Source organism: Pseudomonas sp. 05T35 (genome assembly GCF_056396605.1).
In genome coordinates, this window is record NZ_JBFTLU010000068.1 from 1 (window position 1) to 20,633 (window position 20,633).

A 20,633-nucleotide genomic window follows, 5' to 3' on the forward strand; every position below is an offset into this window, starting at 1 on the left:
GTGCTGGTCGATGAACTGGCTCACAGCAACGCCCCCGGCAGCCGCCACGCCAAGCGTTGGCAGGATATCCAGGAGTTGTTGTCAGCGGGCATCGACGTGTACACCACGGTCAACGTCCAGCACCTGGAAAGTCTTAACGATCAGGTGCGCGGGATCACCGGCGTGCAAGTGCGCGAAACCCTGCCTGACTGGGTGCTGCAAGAAGCCTACGAACTGCTGTTGATCGACCTGCCGCCGCGCGAGCTGCTCGAGCGATTGCGAGATGGCAAGGTTTATGTGCCGGAGCAGGCGCGAGCGGCGATCGATGCGTTCTTCACCCAAACCAACCTCACGGCGCTGCGCGAACTGGCGATGCAAACCGCGGCGGCGCAGGTCGATGATGACCTGAGTCGCGGCTACCGACAGTTGGGCCAGGCGGCTCCGGCCGTGCGCGGTCGCTTGTTGGTGGGGGTCGATGGCGATGCCCAGGCCGAGCGTCTGGTGCGACATGCCAGTCGGGTCGCGCAGCGTCGGCATTTGCCGTGGAGCCTGGTGCATGTGGACAACGGCGCCGTGCGCGACGAGCAATCGCGTTTGCGCCTGCAGAGCGCTCAGCAATTGGCTGAACGGCTGGGCGGCGAAGTGGTGCTGCTGCGCGCTGGCGAAGTGGCGAAAACCCTGATTCAACACGCCACCGAACGGCGTGCCAGCCTGCTGCTGGTCGGTCAGTCGCGTCAGCGTTGGCGTCGTCGGCTGTTCGGCGGCGGCTTGGCCTCACGCTTGTTGCGCAATGCCCGTGGMCTGGAAATCAACGTCCTCGACAGCGATGAACAGCAGCATCAACCGCATCAGCGTTCGGCGCATTCGTTGGTCTGGTTCGACTATGCGCTGGCACTGTTGGCGACGGTGCTGGCCAGCGCTCTGGCGTGGGCGGTGTCGAGTATTTTGCCGCTGCCGAATATCTCGCTGGTGTTCCTCGCGGCGGTGTTGCTGGTGGCGGTACGCAGCAGCCTCGGGCCGGCGCTGGCGTGTGCGGCGTTGTCATTTCTGACCTACGATTTCCTGTTCATTCCGCCGACCTTCTCCTTTGCGATTCAGCGTGAGGAAGACGTGTTGACGCTGCTGTTTTTCCTGCTGATGGCGGCGCTCACCGGCAACCTCGCGGCGCGTCAGCGGCGCCAGCTGGAAGCCTTGCGCGACACGCAGCAAGAGACCAGCGAACTGCTCGACCTGTCGCGCAAGCTCACCGCCGCCACCGACCGGCAAGCAGTGATCAGCGCGGCGGCGGCACACTTGGTTGGCTGGAACGATCTGCAATTGTGTCTGGTTAACCGTGACGGGCAGGGTGGCTGGAAGGTCGAAACCGGTGGCCCGCTGCAGTTTTCCGAAGCCGAGCGTGCTGCCGCCGACTGGGCCTGGCAGCACGATCAACCGGCCGGCATGGGCACCGGCACGTTACCGTTCGGTCGCTGGTGGTGGTGGCCGTTGTMGGTCGACGACGGGCCGTTGGGCTTGCTCGGTGTTTGCCCGAAAGAGGGTCAGCAGCTCAGTGGTCAGCGGCGACGCTTGCTGACTGCGTTAAGTCAGCCGCTGGCTCAAGCGCTGGCCCGTGCGCAGTTGGCCGACGACCTTGAGGCGGCACGTTTGCACGGTGAAACCGAGCAATTGCGCAGTGCTTTGCTGGCGTCGGTGTCCCATGATTTGCGCACACCGCTGACGTCCATGCGCGGCAGCATCGACAGCTTGCTGGCGCTGGGCGAGGCAATCCCGCTGGAGGATCGCCGCGAGTTGCTGGAAGGTACCCGCGATGAAGCCGAACGGCTCGACCGCTACATCCAGAATTTGCTGGACATGACGCGCCTGGGCCACGGCGCTTTGAAGCTGGCGCGTGATTGGGTGTCGCCGGCGGATATCGTCGGCAGCTCGCTCAATCGTTTGCGTGCAGTGCTGGCGCCGTTGCAGGTAAGCACCGATGTGCCGAGCGCGTTGCCATTGCTCTATGTGCATGCCGCATTGATCGAGCAGGCGCTGGTGAATGTGCTGGAAAACGCCGCACGCTTTTCGCCGGCCCATGGCCGTTTGCAGCTGAGTGCCGGTGCCAGTGACAGCGAGCTGTTTTTTTCCGTGAGTGACGAGGGCCCGGGCATACCCGAGGAGGAACGCGCGAAGATCTTCGACATGTTCTACACCGCCGCCCGTGGTGATCGGGGCGGGCAGGGCACCGGGCTGGGCCTGGCGATCTGCCAGGGCATGGTCGGCGCCCATGGCGGGCGGATCAGCGTCGCCGATGGTATCGGTGGGCGCGGCACCTGCATCACCATTCATTTGCCATTGCAGGAGCAGCCGGGGTTTGAAAGTGAAGCCTGATGCTGCCTGCGCTACTCTCTCGCCACTTACTTTGCCTGATTTGGAACCATGAGCCAGACCACGACCATTTTGGTTATTGATGATGAACCGCAGATCCGCAAATTCCTGCGCATCAGCCTGGCCTCCCAGGGCTACAAAGTACTTGAGGCCGGCACCGGCAACGAGGGCCTGGCCCAGGCCGCGCTGAACAAGCCGGACTTGCTGGTGCTTGATCTCGGCCTGCCTGACATGGACGGCCAGCAAGTGCTGCGCGAATTCCGTGAATGGTCGACAGTGCCGGTGCTGGTCCTGTCAGTGCGCGCCAGCGAAGGGCAGAAAGTCGAGGCGCTGGATGGCGGCGCCAACGACTACGTGACCAAGCCGTTCGGTATTCAGGAGTTTCTGGCGCGGATCCGCGCCTTGTTGCGGCAGGCTCCAGCGGGTGAAGCCCAGGAAGCGGCGCTCAAATTCGGCCCGTTGACGGTCGATCTGGCGTACCGGCGGGTATTGCTGGACGGTGCCGAGGTGGCGCTGACCCGCAAGGAGTACTCGGTGCTGGCGCAACTGGCGCGCCACGCCGGGCGGGTCATCACCCAGCAGCAACTGCTCAAGGACATCTGGGGCCCGACCCACACCGAAGACAGCCATTACTTACGGATTGTGGTCGGGCATCTGCGTCAGAAACTGGCGGATGACCCGACCCGGCCGAGGTTTATCCTGACCGAGGCGGGGGTGGGGTATCGGTTGTTGAATGAGGCTTGCCTGTAGTCCAGCGTTGTTTGGTCAATCGCTATCGCGAGCAGGCTCGCTCCCACATTGGTTCGGTGCTGAGCACAAATTGTGTGAACAGTGAAGATTCACTGTGGGAGCGAGCCTGCTCGCGAAGAGGCCCGGACAGTCACTCGAGAGTCTCCAAATCCTCAATCGCGCTCATTCTCATACCGATCCAGCGTATCCCGGGCAATTTCCTGTCCCAGCGCGATCAGCTCCGGCGCCTTGTAGAACTCGAAAAAACGGCAAACCCGCTTTGGCACGTTGATCAGGATGTCCGGTGGATAACCGGCGATCTTGTACTGCGCCAACGACGTTTGCATCACTTCGAAGCTTTGGTTGATCAAGTCCAGCAACGAGGCTGGGCCAACGTTGTCGATGATAAATGAGCCCGTGGCCGATTTCGGCGCCCCGTCGCCTTCCGGGGCGGCAGCGGGTTGTTGCGCTTCGGGCTCGGCGGATTCGATCCAGGGGTTGATTTCGGCGGCTTCACTGCGCAGTGCTTCCTGTTCCAGAAGCAGCAATTGTTCGGCCTGTTTGCGGCGGAACGGCAGGCGTGAACCGAGCGAGTTGAGCAGGTTGTCGAAGCGGCTTTTGAACGCGGCAGGGCGCTGGATCACTGGCAACTGATAGTGCCGCTGGTTGGTCGCGTTGAGGTTGACCGCAATGATCAGGTCGCAATGGCTCGAGACCACCGGAACAATCGGCAGAGGATTGAGCAGGCCGCCGTCGACCAGCATGCGATTGCCTTGCATGACCGGTGTGAACAGGCTGGGGATCGCCGCCGAGGCGCGCATCGCCTGGTGCAGGCAGCCTTCCTGGAACCAGATTTCCTGCTGGTTGGTCAGGTCGGTGGCGACGGCCGTGTAGGGGATGCGCAGGTCTTCGATGTTGATCTCGCCGACAATCTTGCGGATCTGCCCGAAGACTTTCTCGCCGCGTATCGCCCCAAGACGAAAGCTCACGTCCACCAGGCGCAGTACATCAAGGTAATCCAGGCTCTCGATCCAGTCGCGGTAATCGTTGAGTTTGCCGGCGGCGTATATACCGCCGACCACGGCGCCCATGGAGCAACCGGCGATACAGGCGATGTCATAACCGCGTCTTTCGATTTCCTGGATAACTCCGATATGGGCATAGCCTCGGGCGCCACCTGAGCCCAGCACCAATGCGACACGCTTTTTCATGACTCGCCCCTTCATCAAACAGGCTTCAACAATGCACCCAATGGGGGGCGTGCTTCAATCATGCTGACTCTGAGACGCTGTTACCGTCGTTTTTTCGATACTCAATAACGGCACATGGGTACTCTCGCGAGCGCTATAGTTTCCATGGGTGGACCAAGGCACTTTTTGCAGCATTGGCCGTCTTACCTGCACGATTGTTTTTTATACCTTGAGGAATCATTGATGAAAGCCTGGATCTGTCTGCCATTGATCGCGTTGGTGCTTGCCGGTTGCGCGGGAAAATCTGCTTACCGCGACAGTTGCGGTAGTCAACTGGATGCCGCCTGGCAGGAGCTGGACATTGCCAAGGCCGAAGGTTTCGCTGGTACYGTGAGTTACTCCAAGGCACTTTCGCTGTTGACCGGGGCCAAGACCCAGCAGCAGTTCGAGGCCTATGAGGGCTGCACTAAAAAAGCCGAGAAAGCACGCTTCTATATTCGCGAATCCCGCGCAGGGCGTTGAATCCACCTCCACCTTGCGCCATGTCGGCCCCCGGTTTTACCGACAGCATGGGCGTAAACGTGCGATCTGATGTTGGTTATCGACTTGGGAGAGAGCGATGTCTGCGTTGGTGAATCGGTTGGTGGCCAAGGTGTTGGGGCTGGAAGTGCGTTTGCTGGCCTGCCAGGCGCGCTTGAGCGCCAGCACCGACGCGGAAGCGCTGCATGACTTGCGCACGACGGTTCGCCGTTTGCGCAGCCTGCTGCGGCCATTGCGCGGTTTGCCCGGTGTCGAACAACTCGAAGCGGCGGCGGCAGGTGTCGGAGGCCTGACCACGCCGCTGCGCGACCGCGAAGTGCTGGCGGCATATTTGCTGGCACACGGTCACGCGCACGCAGCCAGGCGCCGGATGGTGCAAATGGCGCAAGCCTATCCGGCTGTGGCCGACAGCCCGGAAGTGGCGCAGCTTTTGATGATTCTCGACGCCTTTCCGCGCTTTTTGCGCGCCTCCCAGCGTCAAGGCTTGCTCAAGGGTTTGCGTACGCGCATCGAGAAGCGCCTGGCCAAACAATGGAAAGCGCTGGATGTGGCCCTGCACGATCCCGCGCATGACCGCCATCGCCTGCGTCTGTTGATCAAGCGTGTGCGCTATGGGATCGAAGCCTACCCGGAACTGGATCGCTTGCCCGAAGCTGCCATGCCGCGTCTCAAATCGGCACAGGAAGCGCTCGGCGACTGGCACGATTGCTGGCAATGGTTGGCCCGTGCCGAGCATGAGCCCGACTTGCTGCCTTGCGTGGCCGACTGGCGAACAACCATGACCAAGGCTGAAAGTCGCGCCGATCGGGTGCTCGACAAACTCATCTCGGCTTGCTTCAAAGCCTGACGTGGATTGCCTTTCGTAGCCGTTGGCGGCCTATCTGTCAGCCTCTTTGGCCGGAATGGGCGCTGTACAGGCGCTGTTGGCTGGTTAAGATCGTTCAATTCTTTCCCCGCCTTGAGGTTTCCATGCGCTTTTCCGATTTGCTCGACGCCGTGCGCAGTTCGCCGCACGAGCTGTCTATTCCCGCGGAGTGGGCCCAGGGGCGCGCCAGTTTCGGTGGTCTGGTCGCGGCGTTGCAGTACGAAGCCATGCGCGCGAAAGTCCCGGCGGATCGCCCGGTGCGTTCGTTGGCGATCACCTTTGTCGGTCCGGTCGAACCCGGTGTGCCCGTGAGTTTTGAAGTGGATGTGCTGCGCGAAGGCAAAGCGGTCAGCCAGGTGCTGGGGCGAGCCGTGCAGAACGGGCAGGTGGTGACCCTGGTTCAGGGCAGCTTTGGCGCTTCGCGTCCTTCCGAAGTCGAGGTGGTGGCCGCGCCCGCGCCAGAGATGAAACACTGGGACGATTGCCAGGAACTGCCCTACATCAAAGGCGTGACGCCCGAGTTCATGCGCCATCTGGCGATGCGTTGGAGTGTTGGCGGTTTGCCGTTCACCGGTAATAAATCCCGGGATATGGGCGGCTGGGTTCGCTTGCGTGGCGACGTCAAGGAAGAGCCGGTCACCGAGGCGCACATTCTGGCGCTGGTGGATGCCTGGCCTCCGGCATTRCTGCCGCACCTGAAAAAACCGGCGGCCGGCAGCACCCTGACCTGGACCATCGAATTCGTTCAGCCGTTGCAGGCGTTGAGCACGCTGGACTGGTGCAAATATCTCGTGGAAATCGAACACGCCCGTGACGGATATGGCCACGCCGCCGCAGCGCTGTGGAGCGCTGAAGGGCAGTTGATTGCGTTGAGCCGGCAGACGGTGACTATTTTCGCGTAAGACCTTCAGCGATGATGGCGTTTGCGCCAGGCGCGCCACCAGCCGCCGCTGAGGACAAAACGCGGGAACGTCAGGAATTGCTCGACCAGCAAGCGCGACACCGCATCTTTGCGATCACTGAACGGCTCGGAGGCTAGCACCTCCAGGCTGTGACCGTGGCGTTGCAAGCCAAGTGCTGCAAGCAGGCCGACGACGCCAATGGCGACGTTCAGAAAACTCAGGCCGAACACCCCGGAAACGATCAGCAGAAACGCCACGATGAACAGCGGCACGGCAATCAGGTGCAACACCAGATTGGTCGGGTGCTGGTGGTTTTGCGGGTATGCACGCCATTGCCAGGCGGGAAGGTTGGGGTGACGTTTGCCCATGTGGGTAATCCTCGATCCGTGTTGAACACATGATTGAAGGATAGGTGGGGCAATGGCAGGCGGCGAATCAAGGTTGGCTATCGGTCCGATAGGTGTCATGGCCAACATTGATGTTGACTGGTCTGGCCCCATCGCGAGCAGGCTCGCTCCCACAGGTCCCTCAAAGCTTCAACTGCCCGATCGCCTTGCTCAACTCACCCGCCAGTGTCGCCAGTTCATTGCTGGTGGTGGCCGAATCCACAGTCTGCTGCACGGTGTTCACGGTGACGTCACGGATGCTCACCACTGCGCGGTTCATCTCTTCTGCCACCTGGCTCTGCTGTTCCGCCGCCACGGCAATCTGGGTGTTGCTTTCGCGCATTTGCGCTACAGCACCGGTGATCTCTGCCAGTGCGGCGCCAGCTTCTTGAGCCTGCTGCACACAGTCATCGGCCTTGAACGAGCTTTCCTGCATGAAGTCCACCGCATCCCGTGTACCGGCTTGCAGCGCCGAGATCATGCTGGTGATTTCATCAGTAGACGTCTGCACCCGTTTGGCCAGATTGCGCACTTCATCGGCGACCACCGCAAAGCCCCGGCCCATTTCCCCGGCGCGTGCGGCTTCGATGGCGGCGTTCAGGGCCAGCAGGTTGGTCTGCTCGGCGATGCTGTGAATCACACTGACCACGCCGTTGATTTTCTGGCTGTCTTCGGCGAGACGCTGAATCATCTCGGCGGTTTGCTGAACCCCGGTGGACAGTCCGGCGATGGACTGTTGTACCCGGCTGACCACTTCCTGGCCGCTGCCGGCGAGGCTGTCGGCGGTTTGCGAGAGGTCGCGAGTGGCGCCGGCATGTTGGGCGATGTGATAAACCGTGGCCGACATCTCATTGATCGCGGTGGCGGCCTGATCGGTTTCACTTTGTTGGCCGAGCATGCCGTGGCGTACGTCGTTCATGCTGGCGGCCAGGCGCGCCGCGCCGAGATCCAGTTGGCGCGCAGTATTGGCCACGGTGTTGACCACGCGCTGGTAGCCGGCCTGCATGGCGTTGAAGGCGCTGGCCATCTGGCCCACCTCATCGGTGCAGGACAGTGGCACGCGAGCCGACAGGTCGCCGGTTTTTTCGACGTGCAGCATCACGTCCTTGAGGGTGTTGAGCTGGGCGAGCAGAAAACGGATCAACAGTTGCGAGGCACCAAGCATCGCCAACATCAGGATGAACACGGCTGCCGCGTAGTTGGCGAATCGTTCGCCGAACACCTGGCTCAAACTCGGGCCATAGGCCAGAACGGCGATCTGCTCGCCGTTGGTGCGCGAAAGCACCTCGGCACCGATCAACGGGTTCTCGCCAAACAGAGGCATGTCATTGATTTCAACCCAGCCATTGGCGTTGTTCAACTCGGGCAATGGCTGTTGGTTCAGCAGGGGGATCTGGCCTTTGCCGAAACTCAGGAAGTGCGCGGCTTCAGGCAAGGCCTGGCCGACCGGCCAGCCGCTGATCAGCCGCGCTTGAGCGACGGCTGACTGCTGTGAGGCCTGGTTGCGTGCTTGTTGCTCCAGCTGCACGGCATACAGTACCAGCAGCAGGGTGGTGACGAAGGCGACCGCGTTGACCGCCCAGAATTTGTATTTCAGCGAAATGTTGCTAAGCCAGGCACCCATGGAGGTCTTCTCTGATAGCGGAAACAGTATTGGCAAGGTGCCAGCATTGTGCCGCTACTCAGCGAAGGGCTTTTTGATGTGGATCAATGATGATCCTGGTGTAGCGGGTTCAATCAACCGACGGCAACCCGAAAAACGCTCGCGCACACGCGGTGCTGTGAGCGGCTACGTCTTCCAGGCTTTCGCCACGATGCAAGGCTACTTCTCGCAGCACTTCGGTCAGATACGCCGGTTCATTGCGCCCGTTCTTGGGTTTGGGGCGCAGGCTGCGGGGCAACAGGTACGGCGCATCGCTTTCTAGCATCAAGCGCCCGCGCGGGATCTCGCGGACCAGCGGGTGCAAGTGAGTGCCGCGACGTTCGTCACAGATCCAGCCGGTGATGCCGATATGCAGGTCGAGGTCCAGGTAGCTGAACAGCGCCCGCTTCTCGCCGGTAAAGCAATGCACCACGGCGGCCGGTAGCTGGTCGCGGTAGTCGCGCAGGATTTCCAGCAGGCGCTGGCTGGCGTCGCGTTCATGGAGGAAGACGGGCAGTTGCAGTTCGACGGCCATTGCCAGGTGCTCTTCGAGTACTTTTTCCTGTTGCGGACGCGGAGAGAAGTCCCGATTGAAATCCAGTCCGCATTCGCCGACCGCCCGCACGTTGGGTTCTTTGAGCAAACTGCGCAGGCGCTGAGCGCTGTCGGCATTCCAGTCACTGGCCGAATGCGGGTGGATACCGGCGGTGGAGAACAACCGCTGCCCGGTTTCGTCCAGTTGCTGGCACAGCTCCAGGGCCTGTTCACTGCCTTCGACACTGGTGCCGGTGAGCACCAATTGGCAGACGCCAGCGGCATAGGCGCGATCGAGTACCGCCTGGTGTTTGTCGGCGAAACTGGGGTTGGTCAGGTTGACGCCGATATCGATGAGTTGCATGGTGTGACCCTAGCCTTTGGCCGGAAAGCATACCAGAGCTGTAGATTTATAATAAAAACCAAGAACTACAAAGAGTTAAAGCTGTCTTTTGATGCCGGAAGAGAGCTTCGACGGGCCAGTTGGCCGTCGCGGCTGCACTCTTTCGCACTCTGCCAGCGCTCCAGGCGCTCTGTTTCTGTCGACCCACGGCTCGAAATATCGAGACGTTGGACAGTATTCTTTCCGGAGAACGGATGACACGACTCCAGGTTTTGCTAGTGCTGTGCTTGTCGATGCTGCTGCCGATGCCGGCCGTTGCGCGGTTGGCGGGTCCCTTGGAAGCCGTTCAGTCGGGCAAGGTCCGCGATCTGGCGGAAATCCGCGGCAGCCGCGTATTGCGGGTGCTGGTCAATCAGAGCCGGAACAGTTCCGGCGAGGTCCAGGGCCAGGCCATCGGCGTTGAATACCATCGCCTGCGAGCCTTCGAACAGTACCTCAATGGCCATGCCCGTGACGGCCAGGAAATCTCCCTCAAGATCATCCCCAAAGCCAAGGATCAATTGCTCGGCGCGTTACAGCGCGGCGAGGGTGACCTGGTAGCACCGGGGGAGTTGCTCGATGCGCAGTCCGCGCACGCGGTCAGTACCAGCGAGCCGATTGGCGCAAGCGTGCCGTTGCTGCTGGTGGGGATCAAGGGCGAACGCCGCTATACCCGGCTTGAACAACTTTCCGGTAAAACCCTGGCGCTGCCCGCCGGTAGCACGGCCGGTGAGGCAATCAACCAGATCAATCAGAAGCTGGCGCTGCACAAACTGCCACCGGTCAAGGTCGAATGGGTCGACCCGAGCCTGGCGGTCGAAGACGTGCTGGAGATGGTGCAGGGCGGGATTTTTCACCTGACCATCGTCGAGCAACCGATTGCCGAGCGCTGGGGCAAGATCCTGCCCAAGCTGCGTTTCGATCGCCAGGTGGTCATCAGCGAGCCGGGCAAGGAGTACTGGTTCGTCCGTCGTGATGCATCGATGTTGCGAGCGAGCATTGATCGTTTTCTGCAAGCCTATAAGACCCCGTCCGATGAGGATGTGGCTTTCCTGCGTATTTACCGACGCCTGTATCAGGTTCACTACCCGCTGGACCGCGCCGACCGCCAACGTCTTGAGAAGCTGCGCCCGGTCTTGCAAAAGCACGCCCGGGAACAGGGCATGGACTGGTTGAACCTGGCGGCGCTGGCGTTCAAGGAATCGGCGTTGGAGCCCAGCGCCCGCAGCGGCAGCGGTCCAACCGGACTGATGCAAATTACCCCGTCGGCGGCGCAACGGGTCGGGGTCAATAACATTCAGTCCGTGGACAACAATGTGCAGGCCGGGGCCAAGTACCTGGCACTGATCCGTCGCAAGTTTTTCGCCAGCCCGAAGCTCAACGAGCGTGAGCGCATGGCATTCGTCCTGGCGGCCTACAACCTTGGGCCGGAACGTGTTCAGGGGATGCGTGCCGAGGCCCGGCGCCGCGGCTTGAACCCCAATCAGTGGTTTTTCCAGGTCGAGCGCATTGCTATGGAGCAGGTGGGAATGGGTCCTGTCAGCTATGTTAATAGTGTGAATAAATACTTTTTGGCATATGACCGGGAACGGGAGTCATTGGAGCCTCAAGGTCAGAAAGTTGTCTCACGTAAATGATCGACTAAACTGATTGTTATGGCGGGTTTTTTGCGCTTTTAACATTATGTTTACTGATTAATATAGCGGTCAACCAACACACACTTACACTGGATGACATAGCATGAGCACACTGATCAACAAGGTACTGTCCACCCGCGCTGGCTACGGTCTGACCGTTATGCGGATCTTCGTCGGCCTTATCTTCGCGGCCCACGGCGCACAGAAACTCTTCGGCATGTTCGGCGGTTATGGCATTGCCGGCACCGCGCAGTACATGGAAAGCATCGGCCTGGCACCGGGTCACCTGATGGCGATCCTGGCTGGTGGTACCGAGTTCTTCGCCGGTCTGGCGCTGGTCATCGGTCTGTTGGCACGCCCGGCAGCGCTGGGGCTAGCCTTCCTCTCACTGGTCGCCATTTTCTCGGTGCACATTCACAATGGTTTGTTCATGGCCAACAACGGCTATGAATATGCCCTGACCCTGCTCGGCGTCAGCATCGCCGTACTGATCGAAGGCGCAGGCAAGTTGTCGGTCGATCGTGCCATTACCGGCTGACGGCTCTGACTCAACCAAAAGACCCGCCTTGTGCGGGTCTTTTTTTTGTTGCGCGAGATTCTTGACACTGTCCTGTCGGCTTCTCTAGGATGTTTGCCATGCGCCGATTTAAACAGCTACTTGCGGGGCGCCAGGTAACTCATCCGGTTACCGATAGAAGCTTGAAACAGGCTTCGAAATACCGCTAAAGCGCTGGTTCGGTGTTGCCTCTCACCTGCCATGCAGACTTTTGAGGCAGAGACACGACACGATGAATGCACTACGCCCCCAAGTACGTCCTGCGCCGATCACGGCACACCCGACCCAGCGCAATCCAAAAATCCTCCTTGGCGGTAATCATCAGCCGACACTGCTGCGTTATCTCGATGGCTGGCCACGTCGTACTGGCGGCCCGGCAGCGTTCCTGATCCAGTTTGTCGAAGACGGCGAATCGCTGGCGCGCTTTGCCAGCGACAGCTTCGATCTGGCGGTGATCCAGTCGCCCAGCGCCGAAGACGCAGCCGAAGTGATCAGGCAACTGACACGCGTTGCTCGCCAAGGGTTGATTACCCGTCGCTGAGGTCTTGCCGAGATTCAGGGATAGTCGATTGCGACGATATACACGAACTGCTCGCCAGTAGGCGTCTGAACCTGGACTTCGGCATCCAGCGCTTTGCCGATCAAGGCCCGCGCCAGCGGTGAATCGATGCTGATCAAGCCTAGTTTGAGATCAAGTTCATCCGGGCCGACGATGCGATAGCGCGACTCTTTGCCGTGTTCATCTTCGATGGTCACCCAGGCCCCAAAGTAGACCTTGTTCGGGTCACTGGGTTTTTCGCTGACAACCTTGAGCGCTTCCAGCCGCTTGGTGAGAAACCGCACGCGGCTGTCGATCTCGCGCAGCATCTTTTTGCCGTAGGTGTACTCGGCGTTTTYAGAGCGGTCGCCCTGCGCAGCAGCCTCGCTGACCGATTGGGTCACCTGGGGGCGGCGTACATGCCAGAGCTCATGGAACTCGGCACGCATCCGCGCTTCGCCCTCAGGCGTGATGAGGGCGGTGCCGGCGGTGCGAGGAGGGCGGTAGCGGCTCATTGCGGTTTCTTTTGGTCAGGAGGCATCAAGTTTATCAACCCTCGCGCAAGACTGTCAGTGGGCTGGCATTCAGCGCCCGACGAGTACCGAACACACCCGCACCGCCGATCAGCAGCGCGCCGATCACCGGCAGCCACAGCAGCCACGGATGCGGGTGCCAGGCCAGATCGAACGCATAGCGGTAAAGCACCAGGCTCACCAGTTCCGAGCCCAGCGCTGCGAGTAAACCGCTGACCGCACCGAGCAAACCGAACTCGATCCGCCGCGCCTTGACCAGCAACTGCCGTTCGGCGCCCAGCGCACGTAGCAGCGCACCTTGGCGAATGCGCTCATCGAGCGTCGCCTGCAAGCCGGAAAACAGCACTGCCATGCCGGCCGCCAGCACGAACAACAACACGTACTCGACCGCCAGCGTGACTTGCTCAAGGATGCTGCGCAGCTGCGCCAGCAAGGCTTCGACCTGCAGAATGGTCACCGCCGGGAACGCTCGCGCCAGGTCGATGATCTGTTGGTCGTGACCGGCCGCCAGGTAAAAACTGGTCAGGTAGGYAGCCGGCAGGTCTTTCAAGGTGCCGGGCTGGAAGATCATGAAGAAGTTCGGCTGGAAGTTGTCCCAGTTGATCTTGCGCAAGCTGGTGACCTGCGCCTCGCGGTTAATCCCGCCGACGGTGAAAACCAGGTGATCGCCGAGCTTGAGCTTCAGGCTCTCGGCCACGTTGCCTTCCACCGAAACACCGGGTACGTCGCCTGTCGGCTGCGCAGACCACCAGCTACCGGCCGTGATGCTGTTGCCGGCGGGCAGGTCGGCAGCCCAGGTCAGGCTCAGATCACGCTGGATGGCCCGATCACCTTCGGTGTCCTTGCTGACAATGCCTTGCACCGGTTGGCCGTTGATGCTGATCAGCCGTCCTGGTACCACCGGATACAGTGGCGCGGATTGAGCAGAGAGTTCGATCAACCGATCAGTGAAGGCCTGTTTGTCGGCGGGCAAAATATTCAGTGCAAAGTAGTTGGGAGCGTTTTTTGGCAACTGGTTTTGCCAGGTGTCCAGCAATTCACCGCGCAGCAGGGCGATCAGCGCCATCGACAACAGAATCAAGCCGAAGGCCAGCGATTGTCCCGCCGCTGCCAGCGGGTGACGCAGCAATTGGCCCAGCCCCAGGCGCCAGGGTAAGGACGCACGGGCCAGCAGGCGTCGCAGGCTGTTGAGTACCAGCAGCAACAGGCCGCCGAGGACCAGTGCGGCGATGACCCCGCCACCGAGCAGGGCGAAGGTCAGCAGCAGGTCCAGGCTCAAGCGCCACATGATCAGTCCCAAGGCTGCCAATGCGGTGCCGTAAACCATCCAGGTGCTGGAAGGGATTGGCAGTATGTCGCGGCGCAGTACCCGCAGCGGTGGTACGCGACCCAGTGCCGCCAGTGGCGGCAGGGCGAACCCGGCGAGGGCGACCAGTCCGGTGCCGATCCCGGCGGCGGCCGGCAGCAGCCCACCCGGTGGTACATCGCTGGGCAGCAATTCACCCAACAAGGCGAACAACCCCAACTGCGCAAGCCAGCCGAGGAGGGCGCCGCTGAGGCTGGCCAGCAGGCCGAGCACGGTCAGTTGTACGCTGAACAGCAGCAGGGTTTCCCGACGCGATAACCCCAGGCAGCGCAACAGCGCGCTGGCGTCGAAGCGGCGGGTGGCGAATCGGGTCGCCGAGAGCGCCACGGCAACGCCGGACAACAGCACGGCGACCAGGCTGGCCATGTTCAAGTAACGTTCGGCTTTGCCCAGGGCTCCGCCGATTTGCCGGTTGCCGTCGCGGGCATCCTGCAGGCGCTGGTTGGCGGCCAGCCCCGGTTTGACCAGTTGTCGATAGGATTCCAGGGCCGGTGCGCTACCGCGCCAGAGTTCGTGGTAACTGACCCGGCTGCCGGGCTGGACCACGCCGGTGGCGGCCAGGTCGGCAAGATTGATCATTACCCGGGGCGTAAGGCTGTAGAAATTGCCGGCACGGTCCKGTTCATAGGTCAGCACGCGAGTCAGGTGCAGGGTTTTCAGGCCGACATCGATGTTGTCGCCGACCTTCAGATTCAGTGCCGTCAGCAGGCGTGCCTCGGCCCAGGCTTCGCCCGGTTTCGGACTTCCACCGGCCTCTTCGGGAGCGAACGGCGCGGGCGCGCTTTTCAGCTGGCCGCGTAATGGATAGACCCCGTCGACCGCTTTGATGCTCGACAGCTGGATGCCGTTGTCGGTGGCGATGACGCTGGAAAACTCCACCACTTGAGCGTGTTGCAGCCCCAGCTCCTTGCCGGATTGTATTTGTTCCGGGCGCGCGGGCGAGCTGCCTTCCAGCAGCATATCCGCCCCCAGAAACTCGGTGGCGCGCAGCAGCATGGCGCCATTCAGGCGGGCACCAAAATAGCCGATGGCGGTACTCGCCGCCACGGCGACCAGCAGGGCGAAGAACAACACCCGCAGCTCTCCGGCGCGGGCATCGCGCAGCAATTGGCGAATGGCGAGGCTGAACAGGCGCAACAGCGGCAAACGTGCCATCAAGGCTCCAGAGGGGCGACGACCAACAGGCCGGCTTCAAGGCGGATCAGGCGGTGGCAGCGGTGTGCCAGGCGCTCGTCGTGGGTCACCAGGACCAGGGTCGTGCCGCTTTCCTTATTGAGTTCGAAGAGCAGGTCGCTGATGTGCTCGCCGGTGTGCGTGTCGAGGTTGCCGGTGGGTTCATCGGCAAACAGCACATCGGGTTCGGCGGCAAATGCCCGGGCGATCGCCACGCGCTGTTGTTCTCCACCGGAAAGCTGGCGTGGCGAATGGCTCAGGCGTTGGCCAAGACCAACGCGGCGCAGCAGTTCGGTGGCGCGTTCGCGGGCGTCTTTGCGGCCGTCCAGCTCGAGCGGCAACATGACGTTTTCCAGGGCGTTGAGGCTGTCGAGCAACTGGAACGACTGGAACACGAAGCCGACATGCTCGGCGCGTATCCGCGCGCGCTGGTCTTCATCCAGATTACTCAGGGCTTGCCCGGCAAGGGTGACTTCGCCGCTGCTGGGCAGATCAAGGCCGGCCAGCAAACCCAGCAGGGTAGATTTGCCAGAGCCGGAACTGCCGACGATGGCCAGGCTGTCGCCCTTGTTCAGTTCCAGGTTGAGTTCGTGCAGGATGGTCAGTTCACCTTCCGCGCTGGGAACCACTTTGCTAAGGTTCCGCGCAGTGAGAATGCTTGCGCCCATGGAGAGTCCGATGCGTGTGTGGTTTTTGAGTGCTGGCCTGGCCTTGATGTGCATGGCCCAGAACGCAGCGGCGGGTACAGTCCTGATCGTTGGCGATAGTATCAGCGCAGCTTTCGGCCTGGATACCCGGCAAGGGTGGGTGTCGTTGCTTGAACAGCGGCTCAAGCACGAAGGTTTCACCGAGACGGTGGTCAATGCATCCATCAGTGGCGACACCAGTGCCGGCGGTCAGGCACGCCTGCCGGCGCTGCTTGTGGAGCATAAGCCTGAGGTGGTAATTCTCGAATTGGGGGGCAACGACGGGCTGCGTGGATTGCTGCCAACGCAATTGCAACAAAATCTTGCGTCGATGATCGACAACGCCAGGGCGAGCGGTGCCAGGGTGCTGCTGCTGGGTATGCAATTGCCACCCAATTATGGGGTGCGCTACACCGAGGCTTTCGCGAAGGTCTACAGCGATCTGGCCGAGGAGAAAAAGGTCCCGCTGGTACCGTTTTTTCTTCAGGGAATCGGCGGGAATCCCGAGCTGATGCAGGCCGATGGCATTCACCCGGCGGTCGCGGCGCAGGGCAAGTTGCTGGAAAATGTCTGGCCTACGCTAAAACCACTGCTATGACGCTTTTCTAGCGGCAGTCTTTCGGCTAATGTGGCGCCCCCTGATTTGGAGCCCTCGATGCCGCGTCCTGCCTGGTCCCTGTTTGCCTACCAACTGATCGAGCCTGACGAACAGCTGGATCTGTTCGCCTGCCAGGAAGTCCGGGTGCATCTGGTGGCGCGACAACTGGAGTTGGGCGGCTCGGCCGACCGTACCCTGTGCGGCACTTTGTTGCCGGCGCAGCCGCGCTGGTCGAGTGTCGACCGGACGGTGTTTCAGGACCAGCGACTGTGCTCGCTGTGCCGGGCGATCCTCGAATCGCAGAAGCGCGGTACATCGCCGATCTGGCCTGAGTTGCGCTTCGAACTGTAAAGCCCCCAAAGGGCAGTCCATCGACCCGGCTCCCCGAATTCGGGGCCTTCGGTGTACAATCTTGCCCCCATACCCTCTGTTGATCATACGAAGGATGTTCCGGATGCTGCCGCGCTTTCCTGCCGTCACCCGCTACTTGTCTCTTGCCGCCTTGTGTGTAGCGGGTCCCGTTGCAGCATTGGAGCTGCCTTTACCGCCGCCGGGCGAAGATATCGTCGGCCAGGTGCAAACAGTCAAAGCCAAGTACGAAGACACCTTTGCCGATCTGGGCACCACCTACGATCTGGGCTACCTGGAAATGGTCGCCGCCAACCCGGGTGTCGATCCGTGGTTGCCAGGTGCTGGCACCGAAGTCGTGCTGCCAACGCGTTTTATCCTGCCACCGGGCCCGCGTGAAGGCATCGTGATCAACCTGGCCGAGTATCGCCTCTACTACTACCCCAAAGGCCGGAACGTGGTGTACACCTTCCCGCTGGGTATCGGTCGTGAAGGCTGGGGCTCGCCAATCGCCCACACCAGCATCACTGCCAAAACGCCGAACCCGACCTGGACTCCTCCAGCCTCGATCAAGGCCGAGCACGCCGCCGATGGCGATCCGCTACCAAACGTCGTGCCGGCCGGCCCTGACAACCCTCTGGGGCCGTTCAAGTTCACGCTGGGCACACCGGGCTACCTGATTCACGGTTCGAACAAGAAGTTTGGTATCGGCATGCGTACCAGCCATGGCTGCTTCCGCATGTTCAACAACAATGTGCTGGAAATGGCCGGCATGGTGCCGGTGGGAACGTCGGTGCGGATCCTCAACGACCCGTACAAGTTCGGCGTGAGTGGCGGCAAGGTTTACCTGGAGGCGCATACACCGCTGGACGACACTGGCAACCCATCGGTGGTCGACAAGCACACCGCTGTGATCAACGCTTTGCTCAAGCGTGAAGATCTGGCCAAAAACCTGCGCATGAACTGGGATGTGGTGCGCGACGTGGTCGCCGCTGAAGATGGCATGCCGGTGGAAATCGCCGTACCGAATACCTCCACGCCTGTGGCGTCGGCTGTACCGATCGACCTGCAGTAAGCGCTTCAAACGACCCGCCGGGGCCTCATGGCGTCGGTGGGTTTTTTATTGCCCTCGATAAAGTCCGGGCAAAAAAAAGCCGACCCAAAAAATGGATCGGCTTGATAACAATCCCGAAGGACTATTACTTGCGGCTAGCTTTGTCCAGCATGCGCAGAGCACGCTCGTTAGCTTCGTCAGCAGTCTGTTGTGCTTTTTGAGCAGCAGCCAGAGCTTCATCAGCTTTACGGTAAGCTTCGTCTGCACGAGCCTGGGAGCGAGCTGCTGCGTCTTCAGTAGCAGTCAGACGTGCTTCGGTTTCTTTCGATACGCTGCTGCAACCGGTAGCCAGAACTGCGGCCAGAGCCAGAGCAGAGAATTTCAGAACGTTGTTCATCGTGTTCCCCTTCAAGGACTTTCTATTAAGTAGCTGTCTCCTCAGAGTGAGGAAATAGCCGGCGTACATACTACCCATTACTTGTAGTAAGTAAACTGACGTAGCGCAAGAAGCAAAAAAAATTGTAGGCGCGGAATCTTTTTCGAGCAACTTTTAATCGTGTTGTATAAAAATTAGTCAGCTGGGAAGCCCGCCCTGAGCGACCTGCTTGTATAGCTGACAGACGTTTACGACTGTTTCACGCTCTAGAGCCAAAGTCGCTCTATATCGATTCGTCTACACTTTTGTTCAGAATTTGCGGAGCGGCTCACGCCTCTTTGTGCATGTAGAGGTGACTTTAACAAGCCCGGTTCGTCTTAAGTCTCAACATCCGGCAATGTTCAGGCTATCGACCAGGGGAGATGTTCGGTCGAGCCGCCACTACGTGCCCTGCGCTGAACCTGCGCAATCGACGTGATGACAAGTGCGCCTTGAGCATTTCAGCCTTTGGTGCCTACTATTCGAAATGTGTCCGGTTGCGCGAGATGGGTGCAGTTCTTCTCGGTGTCCAAACAGACACGGGGTGGCGTAGAGGTTCCTTCGCCGGGAAAACATCGGTAAGGTAGGGGTCAGTTCAAGACCCGCGAGGAGTAGTGATGAGCGAGGCGTTGTCCATCCACCATGACCAGGCTGGTCATCAGTTCGAGACCAATGTGGACGGTCATCGTGCCTACCTGACCTATATGGATCTGGGGAAACAGACCCTGGATATCTATCGTACTTTCGTGCCCAACGCGTTGCGTGGTCGCGGTATTGCGGCGGCGTTGACCGAACAGGCGCTGCAGTACGCCGAGGAAATGGGCTACACAGTCATTCCGTCGTGCTCCTATGTGGAGCGCTACATGGAGCGTCACCAGCGGCATGCGGCCAAGCTCTGAGCAGGATTACCGAATAAAAAAACGCCGGGCTTAGCCCGGCGTTTTTGTGTGCGCTGAATGCGCTCAGGTACGCTGGCGTTTCGGCAGCACATCCTTGAGCTTGGCATGCATGCTGCGCAAGGTCTTTTCGGTAGCGGTCCAATCGATGCAGGCGTCGGTGATCGACACGCCGTATTGCAACTCGGCGAGGTCTTTTGGAATCGCCTGGCAACCCCAGTTCAAATGGCTTTCGACCATCAGGCCGATGATCGACTGGTTGCCTTCGAGGATCTGGTTGGCCACGTTCTCCATCACCAGCGGTTGCAGCGCCGGATCCTTGTTGGAGTTGGCGTGGCTGCAGTCGACCATGATGTTCGGCTTGATCTTCGCCTTGTTCAGCGCTTGCTCGCAGAGCGCGACGCTGACCGAATCGTAGTTCGGTTTGCCGTTGCCACCGCGCAGCACCACGTGACCGTAGGCATTGCCTTTGGTGGTGACGATCGACACGCCACCTTCCTGGTTGATCCCCAGGAAACGGTGCGGGCTGGACACCGACTGCAGGGCGTTGATGGCAACCGTCAGGCCGCCGTCGGTGCCGTTCTTGAAGCCGACTGCCGAGGAAAGGCCCGAAGCCATTTCACGGTGCGTCTGGGATTCGGTGGTGCGCGCGCCAATCGCCGACCAGCTGATCAGGTCTTGCAGGTACTGTGGCGAGATCGGGTCAAGTGCTTCGGTCGCCGTTGGCAGGCCCATCTCGGCCAGATCCAGCAGCAACTGACGGCCAATGTGCAGGCCGTCCTGAATCTTGAACGAGTCATCCAGGTACGGGTCGTTGATCAGGCCTTTCCAGCCGACGGTGGTCCGTGGTTTCTCGAAATAGACCCGCATGACCAGATACAGGGTATCGGACACTTCAGCGGCGAGTACCTTGAGGCGCTCGGCATATTCGTGTGCAGCCTTGATGTCGTGGATCGAGCAAGGCCCGATAACGACGAACAGGCGGTGGTCGGTGCCATCCAGGATAKTGCGAATCACTTCGCGGCCCTTGGTCACGGTGCGCAGGGCAGCGTCGCTCAGGGGGATATCACGCTTGAGCTGGTCAGGAGTGATCAGCGTCTCGTTGGAGGCGACGTTTAGGTCATTGATCGGTAAATCAGCCATCGTGTTACTCGTCAGGTCACGGGTGCCGGCCGCCAGCGATCCCCGCGCGGCGGAGCACAGCATGATTTAAGCGCAGCGGGGAGCCGAACCTTAGCGCGTTACGCGGTGGCTCGACAATGGGCAGGCGCGGGTTTATCCAGCGCTTACTGCGCAAAGGCCTGTCGGACGGTCTCGTGG

21 protein-coding genes are annotated in these 20,633 nt (G+C 60.7%); 12 read left to right on the forward strand and 9 right to left on the reverse strand.

What is annotated here, in order from left to right:
• A partial coding sequence (locus AC1DH9_RS07540) for a DUF4118 domain-containing protein (protein ID WP_477807998.1) occupies positions 1-2,346 on the forward strand: 2,346 nt, incomplete at its 5' end.
• 48 nt (positions 2,347-2,394) lie between these two features.
• Positions 2,395-3,093, forward strand: coding sequence for a response regulator (locus AC1DH9_RS07545; protein ID WP_427538972.1), 699 nt, complete (start codon positions 2,395-2,397; stop codon positions 3,091-3,093).
• Positions 3,094-3,245: 152 nt separating this feature from the next.
• Here the strand turns inward: AC1DH9_RS07545 and AC1DH9_RS07550 are convergent, their stop codons facing one another.
• Complete coding sequence (locus tag AC1DH9_RS07550) at positions 3,246-4,283, reverse strand: patatin-like phospholipase family protein (RefSeq protein WP_427538969.1); 1,038 nt, start codon at positions 4,281-4,283, stop codon at positions 3,246-3,248.
• A 222-nt stretch (positions 4,284-4,505) separates the two neighbouring features.
• On the opposite strand from AC1DH9_RS07550, the gene AC1DH9_RS07555 reads away from it, so the two are divergent.
• From AC1DH9_RS07555 to AC1DH9_RS07565, 3 genes are all read left to right on the forward strand, one after another.
• Complete coding sequence (locus tag AC1DH9_RS07555; protein WP_054596327.1) at positions 4,506-4,784, forward strand: hypothetical protein; 279 nt, start codon at positions 4,506-4,508, stop codon at positions 4,782-4,784.
• A gap of 97 nt (positions 4,785-4,881) precedes the next feature.
• Positions 4,882-5,649 (forward strand): CHAD domain-containing protein, encoded by a 768-nt coding sequence (locus AC1DH9_RS07560; RefSeq protein ID WP_427538966.1) that lies wholly within the window; start codon positions 4,882-4,884, stop codon positions 5,647-5,649.
• Positions 5,650-5,771: 122 nt separating this feature from the next.
• Entirely contained in the window at positions 5,772-6,569 is a 798-nt protein-coding gene (locus tag AC1DH9_RS07565) for an acyl-CoA thioesterase (protein WP_427538963.1), read from the forward strand.
• Between the two features lie 5 nt (positions 6,570-6,574).
• Here the strand turns inward: AC1DH9_RS07565 and AC1DH9_RS07570 are convergent, their stop codons facing one another.
• From AC1DH9_RS07570 to AC1DH9_RS07580, 3 genes are all read right to left on the reverse strand, one after another.
• On the reverse strand, positions 6,575-6,937 hold the full coding sequence (locus tag AC1DH9_RS07570) for a terminase (protein WP_427538960.1): 363 nt from the start codon (positions 6,935-6,937) through the stop codon (positions 6,575-6,577).
• Positions 6,938-7,097: 160 nt separating this feature from the next.
• Positions 7,098-8,579, reverse strand: a complete 1,482-nt coding sequence (locus tag AC1DH9_RS07575) for a methyl-accepting chemotaxis protein (protein ID WP_427538957.1) — start codon at positions 8,577-8,579, stop codon at positions 7,098-7,100.
• Positions 8,580-8,688: 109 nt separating this feature from the next.
• Positions 8,689-9,495 carry a TatD family hydrolase gene (locus tag AC1DH9_RS07580; RefSeq protein WP_054596332.1) on the reverse strand — a complete coding sequence of 269 codons (807 nt, stop codon included), beginning with the start codon at positions 9,493-9,495 and terminating at the stop codon, positions 8,689-8,691.
• 233 nt (positions 9,496-9,728) lie between these two features.
• On the opposite strand from AC1DH9_RS07580, the gene AC1DH9_RS07585 reads away from it, so the two are divergent.
• From AC1DH9_RS07585 to AC1DH9_RS07595, 3 genes are all read left to right on the forward strand, one after another.
• Positions 9,729-11,150, forward strand: coding sequence for an MltF family protein (locus tag AC1DH9_RS07585; RefSeq protein WP_427538954.1), 1,422 nt, complete (start codon positions 9,729-9,731; stop codon positions 11,148-11,150).
• 103 nt (positions 11,151-11,253) lie between these two features.
• Complete coding sequence (locus AC1DH9_RS07590; RefSeq protein WP_427538951.1) at positions 11,254-11,688, forward strand: DoxX family protein; 435 nt, start codon at positions 11,254-11,256, stop codon at positions 11,686-11,688.
• A gap of 250 nt (positions 11,689-11,938) precedes the next feature.
• Positions 11,939-12,247, forward strand: a complete 309-nt coding sequence (locus tag AC1DH9_RS07595; protein WP_427533091.1) for a class I SAM-dependent methyltransferase — start codon at positions 11,939-11,941, stop codon at positions 12,245-12,247.
• Positions 12,248-12,261: 14 nt separating this feature from the next.
• Here the strand turns inward: AC1DH9_RS07595 and greB are convergent, their stop codons facing one another.
• From greB to AC1DH9_RS07610, 3 genes are read right to left on the reverse strand one after another with little or no spacing between them, the layout of a single operon-like run.
• The gene (gene greB, locus AC1DH9_RS07600; RefSeq protein WP_477807999.1) at positions 12,262-12,759 is read right to left on the reverse strand and encodes a transcription elongation factor GreB; all 498 of its coding nucleotides are present in this window, start codon (positions 12,757-12,759) and stop codon (positions 12,262-12,264) included.
• 34 nt (positions 12,760-12,793) lie between these two features.
• Entirely contained in the window at positions 12,794-15,298 is a 2,505-nt protein-coding gene (locus AC1DH9_RS07605) for an ABC transporter permease (protein ID WP_477808000.1), read from the reverse strand.
• Entirely contained in the window at positions 15,298-15,984 is a 687-nt protein-coding gene (locus tag AC1DH9_RS07610) for an ABC transporter ATP-binding protein (protein WP_103315652.1), read from the reverse strand. Before AC1DH9_RS07610 ends, AC1DH9_RS07605 begins: the two co-directional genes overlap by 1 nt.
• 10 nt (positions 15,985-15,994) lie before the next feature.
• Between AC1DH9_RS07610 and AC1DH9_RS07615 the strand changes: the two genes are divergently transcribed.
• From AC1DH9_RS07615 to AC1DH9_RS07625, 3 genes are all read left to right on the forward strand, one after another.
• Positions 15,995-16,600, forward strand: coding sequence for an arylesterase (locus AC1DH9_RS07615; RefSeq protein ID WP_054596339.1), 606 nt, complete (start codon positions 15,995-15,997; stop codon positions 16,598-16,600).
• Between the two features lie 57 nt (positions 16,601-16,657).
• Complete coding sequence (locus AC1DH9_RS07620) at positions 16,658-16,951, forward strand: hypothetical protein (RefSeq protein WP_427533087.1); 294 nt, start codon at positions 16,658-16,660, stop codon at positions 16,949-16,951.
• A gap of 103 nt (positions 16,952-17,054) precedes the next feature.
• The gene (locus AC1DH9_RS07625) at positions 17,055-18,023 is read left to right on the forward strand and encodes a L,D-transpeptidase family protein (RefSeq protein WP_427547161.1); all 969 of its coding nucleotides are present in this window, start codon (positions 17,055-17,057) and stop codon (positions 18,021-18,023) included.
• A 124-nt stretch (positions 18,024-18,147) separates the two neighbouring features.
• On the opposite strand, the gene oprI is transcribed toward AC1DH9_RS07625, so the two are convergent.
• Positions 18,148-18,399: an outer membrane lipoprotei OprI gene (gene oprI / locus AC1DH9_RS07630; protein ID WP_002553018.1), complete on the reverse strand. Its 252-nt coding sequence runs from the start codon at positions 18,397-18,399 to the stop codon at positions 18,148-18,150.
• A gap of 635 nt (positions 18,400-19,034) precedes the next feature.
• Here oprI and AC1DH9_RS07635 point away from each other — a divergent pair.
• Positions 19,035-19,316: a GNAT family N-acetyltransferase gene (locus tag AC1DH9_RS07635; protein WP_019692933.1), complete on the forward strand. Its 282-nt coding sequence runs from the start codon at positions 19,035-19,037 to the stop codon at positions 19,314-19,316.
• 63 nt (positions 19,317-19,379) lie between these two features.
• Here the strand turns inward: AC1DH9_RS07635 and AC1DH9_RS07640 are convergent, their stop codons facing one another.
• Complete coding sequence (locus AC1DH9_RS07640; RefSeq protein ID WP_477808001.1) at positions 19,380-20,456, reverse strand: 3-deoxy-7-phosphoheptulonate synthase; 1,077 nt, start codon at positions 20,454-20,456, stop codon at positions 19,380-19,382.
• Positions 20,457-20,633 lie beyond the last annotated feature (177 nt).

Bases quoted from the DNA above. Each gene is read 5' to 3' on its own strand.
- AC1DH9_RS07595 (WP_427533091.1), top strand. From the start codon at position 11,939: ATGAATGCACTACGCCCCCAAGTACGTCCTGCGCCGATCACGGCACAC.
- AC1DH9_RS07560 (WP_427538966.1), top strand. From the start codon at position 4,882: ATGTCTGCGTTGGTGAATCGGTTGGTGGCCAAGGTGTTGGGGCTGGAA.
- oprI (WP_002553018.1), bottom strand. From the start codon at position 18,399: ATGAACAACGTTCTGAAATTCTCTGCTCTGGCTCTGGCCGCAGTTCTG.
- AC1DH9_RS07615 (WP_054596339.1), top strand. From the start codon at position 15,995: ATGCGTGTGTGGTTTTTGAGTGCTGGCCTGGCCTTGATGTGCATGGCC.
- AC1DH9_RS07635 (WP_019692933.1), top strand. From the start codon at position 19,035: ATGAGCGAGGCGTTGTCCATCCACCATGACCAGGCTGGTCATCAGTTC.
- AC1DH9_RS07625 (WP_427547161.1), top strand. From the start codon at position 17,055: ATGCTGCCGCGCTTTCCTGCCGTCACCCGCTACTTGTCTCTTGCCGCC.
- AC1DH9_RS07570 (WP_427538960.1), bottom strand. From the start codon at position 6,937: ATGGGCAAACGTCACCCCAACCTTCCCGCCTGGCAATGGCGTGCATAC.
- AC1DH9_RS07545 (WP_427538972.1), top strand. From the start codon at position 2,395: ATGAGCCAGACCACGACCATTTTGGTTATTGATGATGAACCGCAGATC.
- AC1DH9_RS07580 (WP_054596332.1), bottom strand. From the start codon at position 9,495: ATGCAACTCATCGATATCGGCGTCAACCTGACCAACCCCAGTTTCGCC.
- AC1DH9_RS07590 (WP_427538951.1), top strand. From the start codon at position 11,254: ATGAGCACACTGATCAACAAGGTACTGTCCACCCGCGCTGGCTACGGT.
- AC1DH9_RS07585 (WP_427538954.1), top strand. From the start codon at position 9,729: ATGACACGACTCCAGGTTTTGCTAGTGCTGTGCTTGTCGATGCTGCTG.
- AC1DH9_RS07620 (WP_427533087.1), top strand. From the start codon at position 16,658: ATGCCGCGTCCTGCCTGGTCCCTGTTTGCCTACCAACTGATCGAGCCT.
- AC1DH9_RS07575 (WP_427538957.1), bottom strand. From the start codon at position 8,579: ATGGGTGCCTGGCTTAGCAACATTTCGCTGAAATACAAATTCTGGGCG.
- AC1DH9_RS07610 (WP_103315652.1), bottom strand. From the start codon at position 15,984: ATGGGCGCAAGCATTCTCACTGCGCGGAACCTTAGCAAAGTGGTTCCC.
- AC1DH9_RS07550 (WP_427538969.1), bottom strand. From the start codon at position 4,283: ATGAAAAAGCGTGTCGCATTGGTGCTGGGCTCAGGTGGCGCCCGAGGC.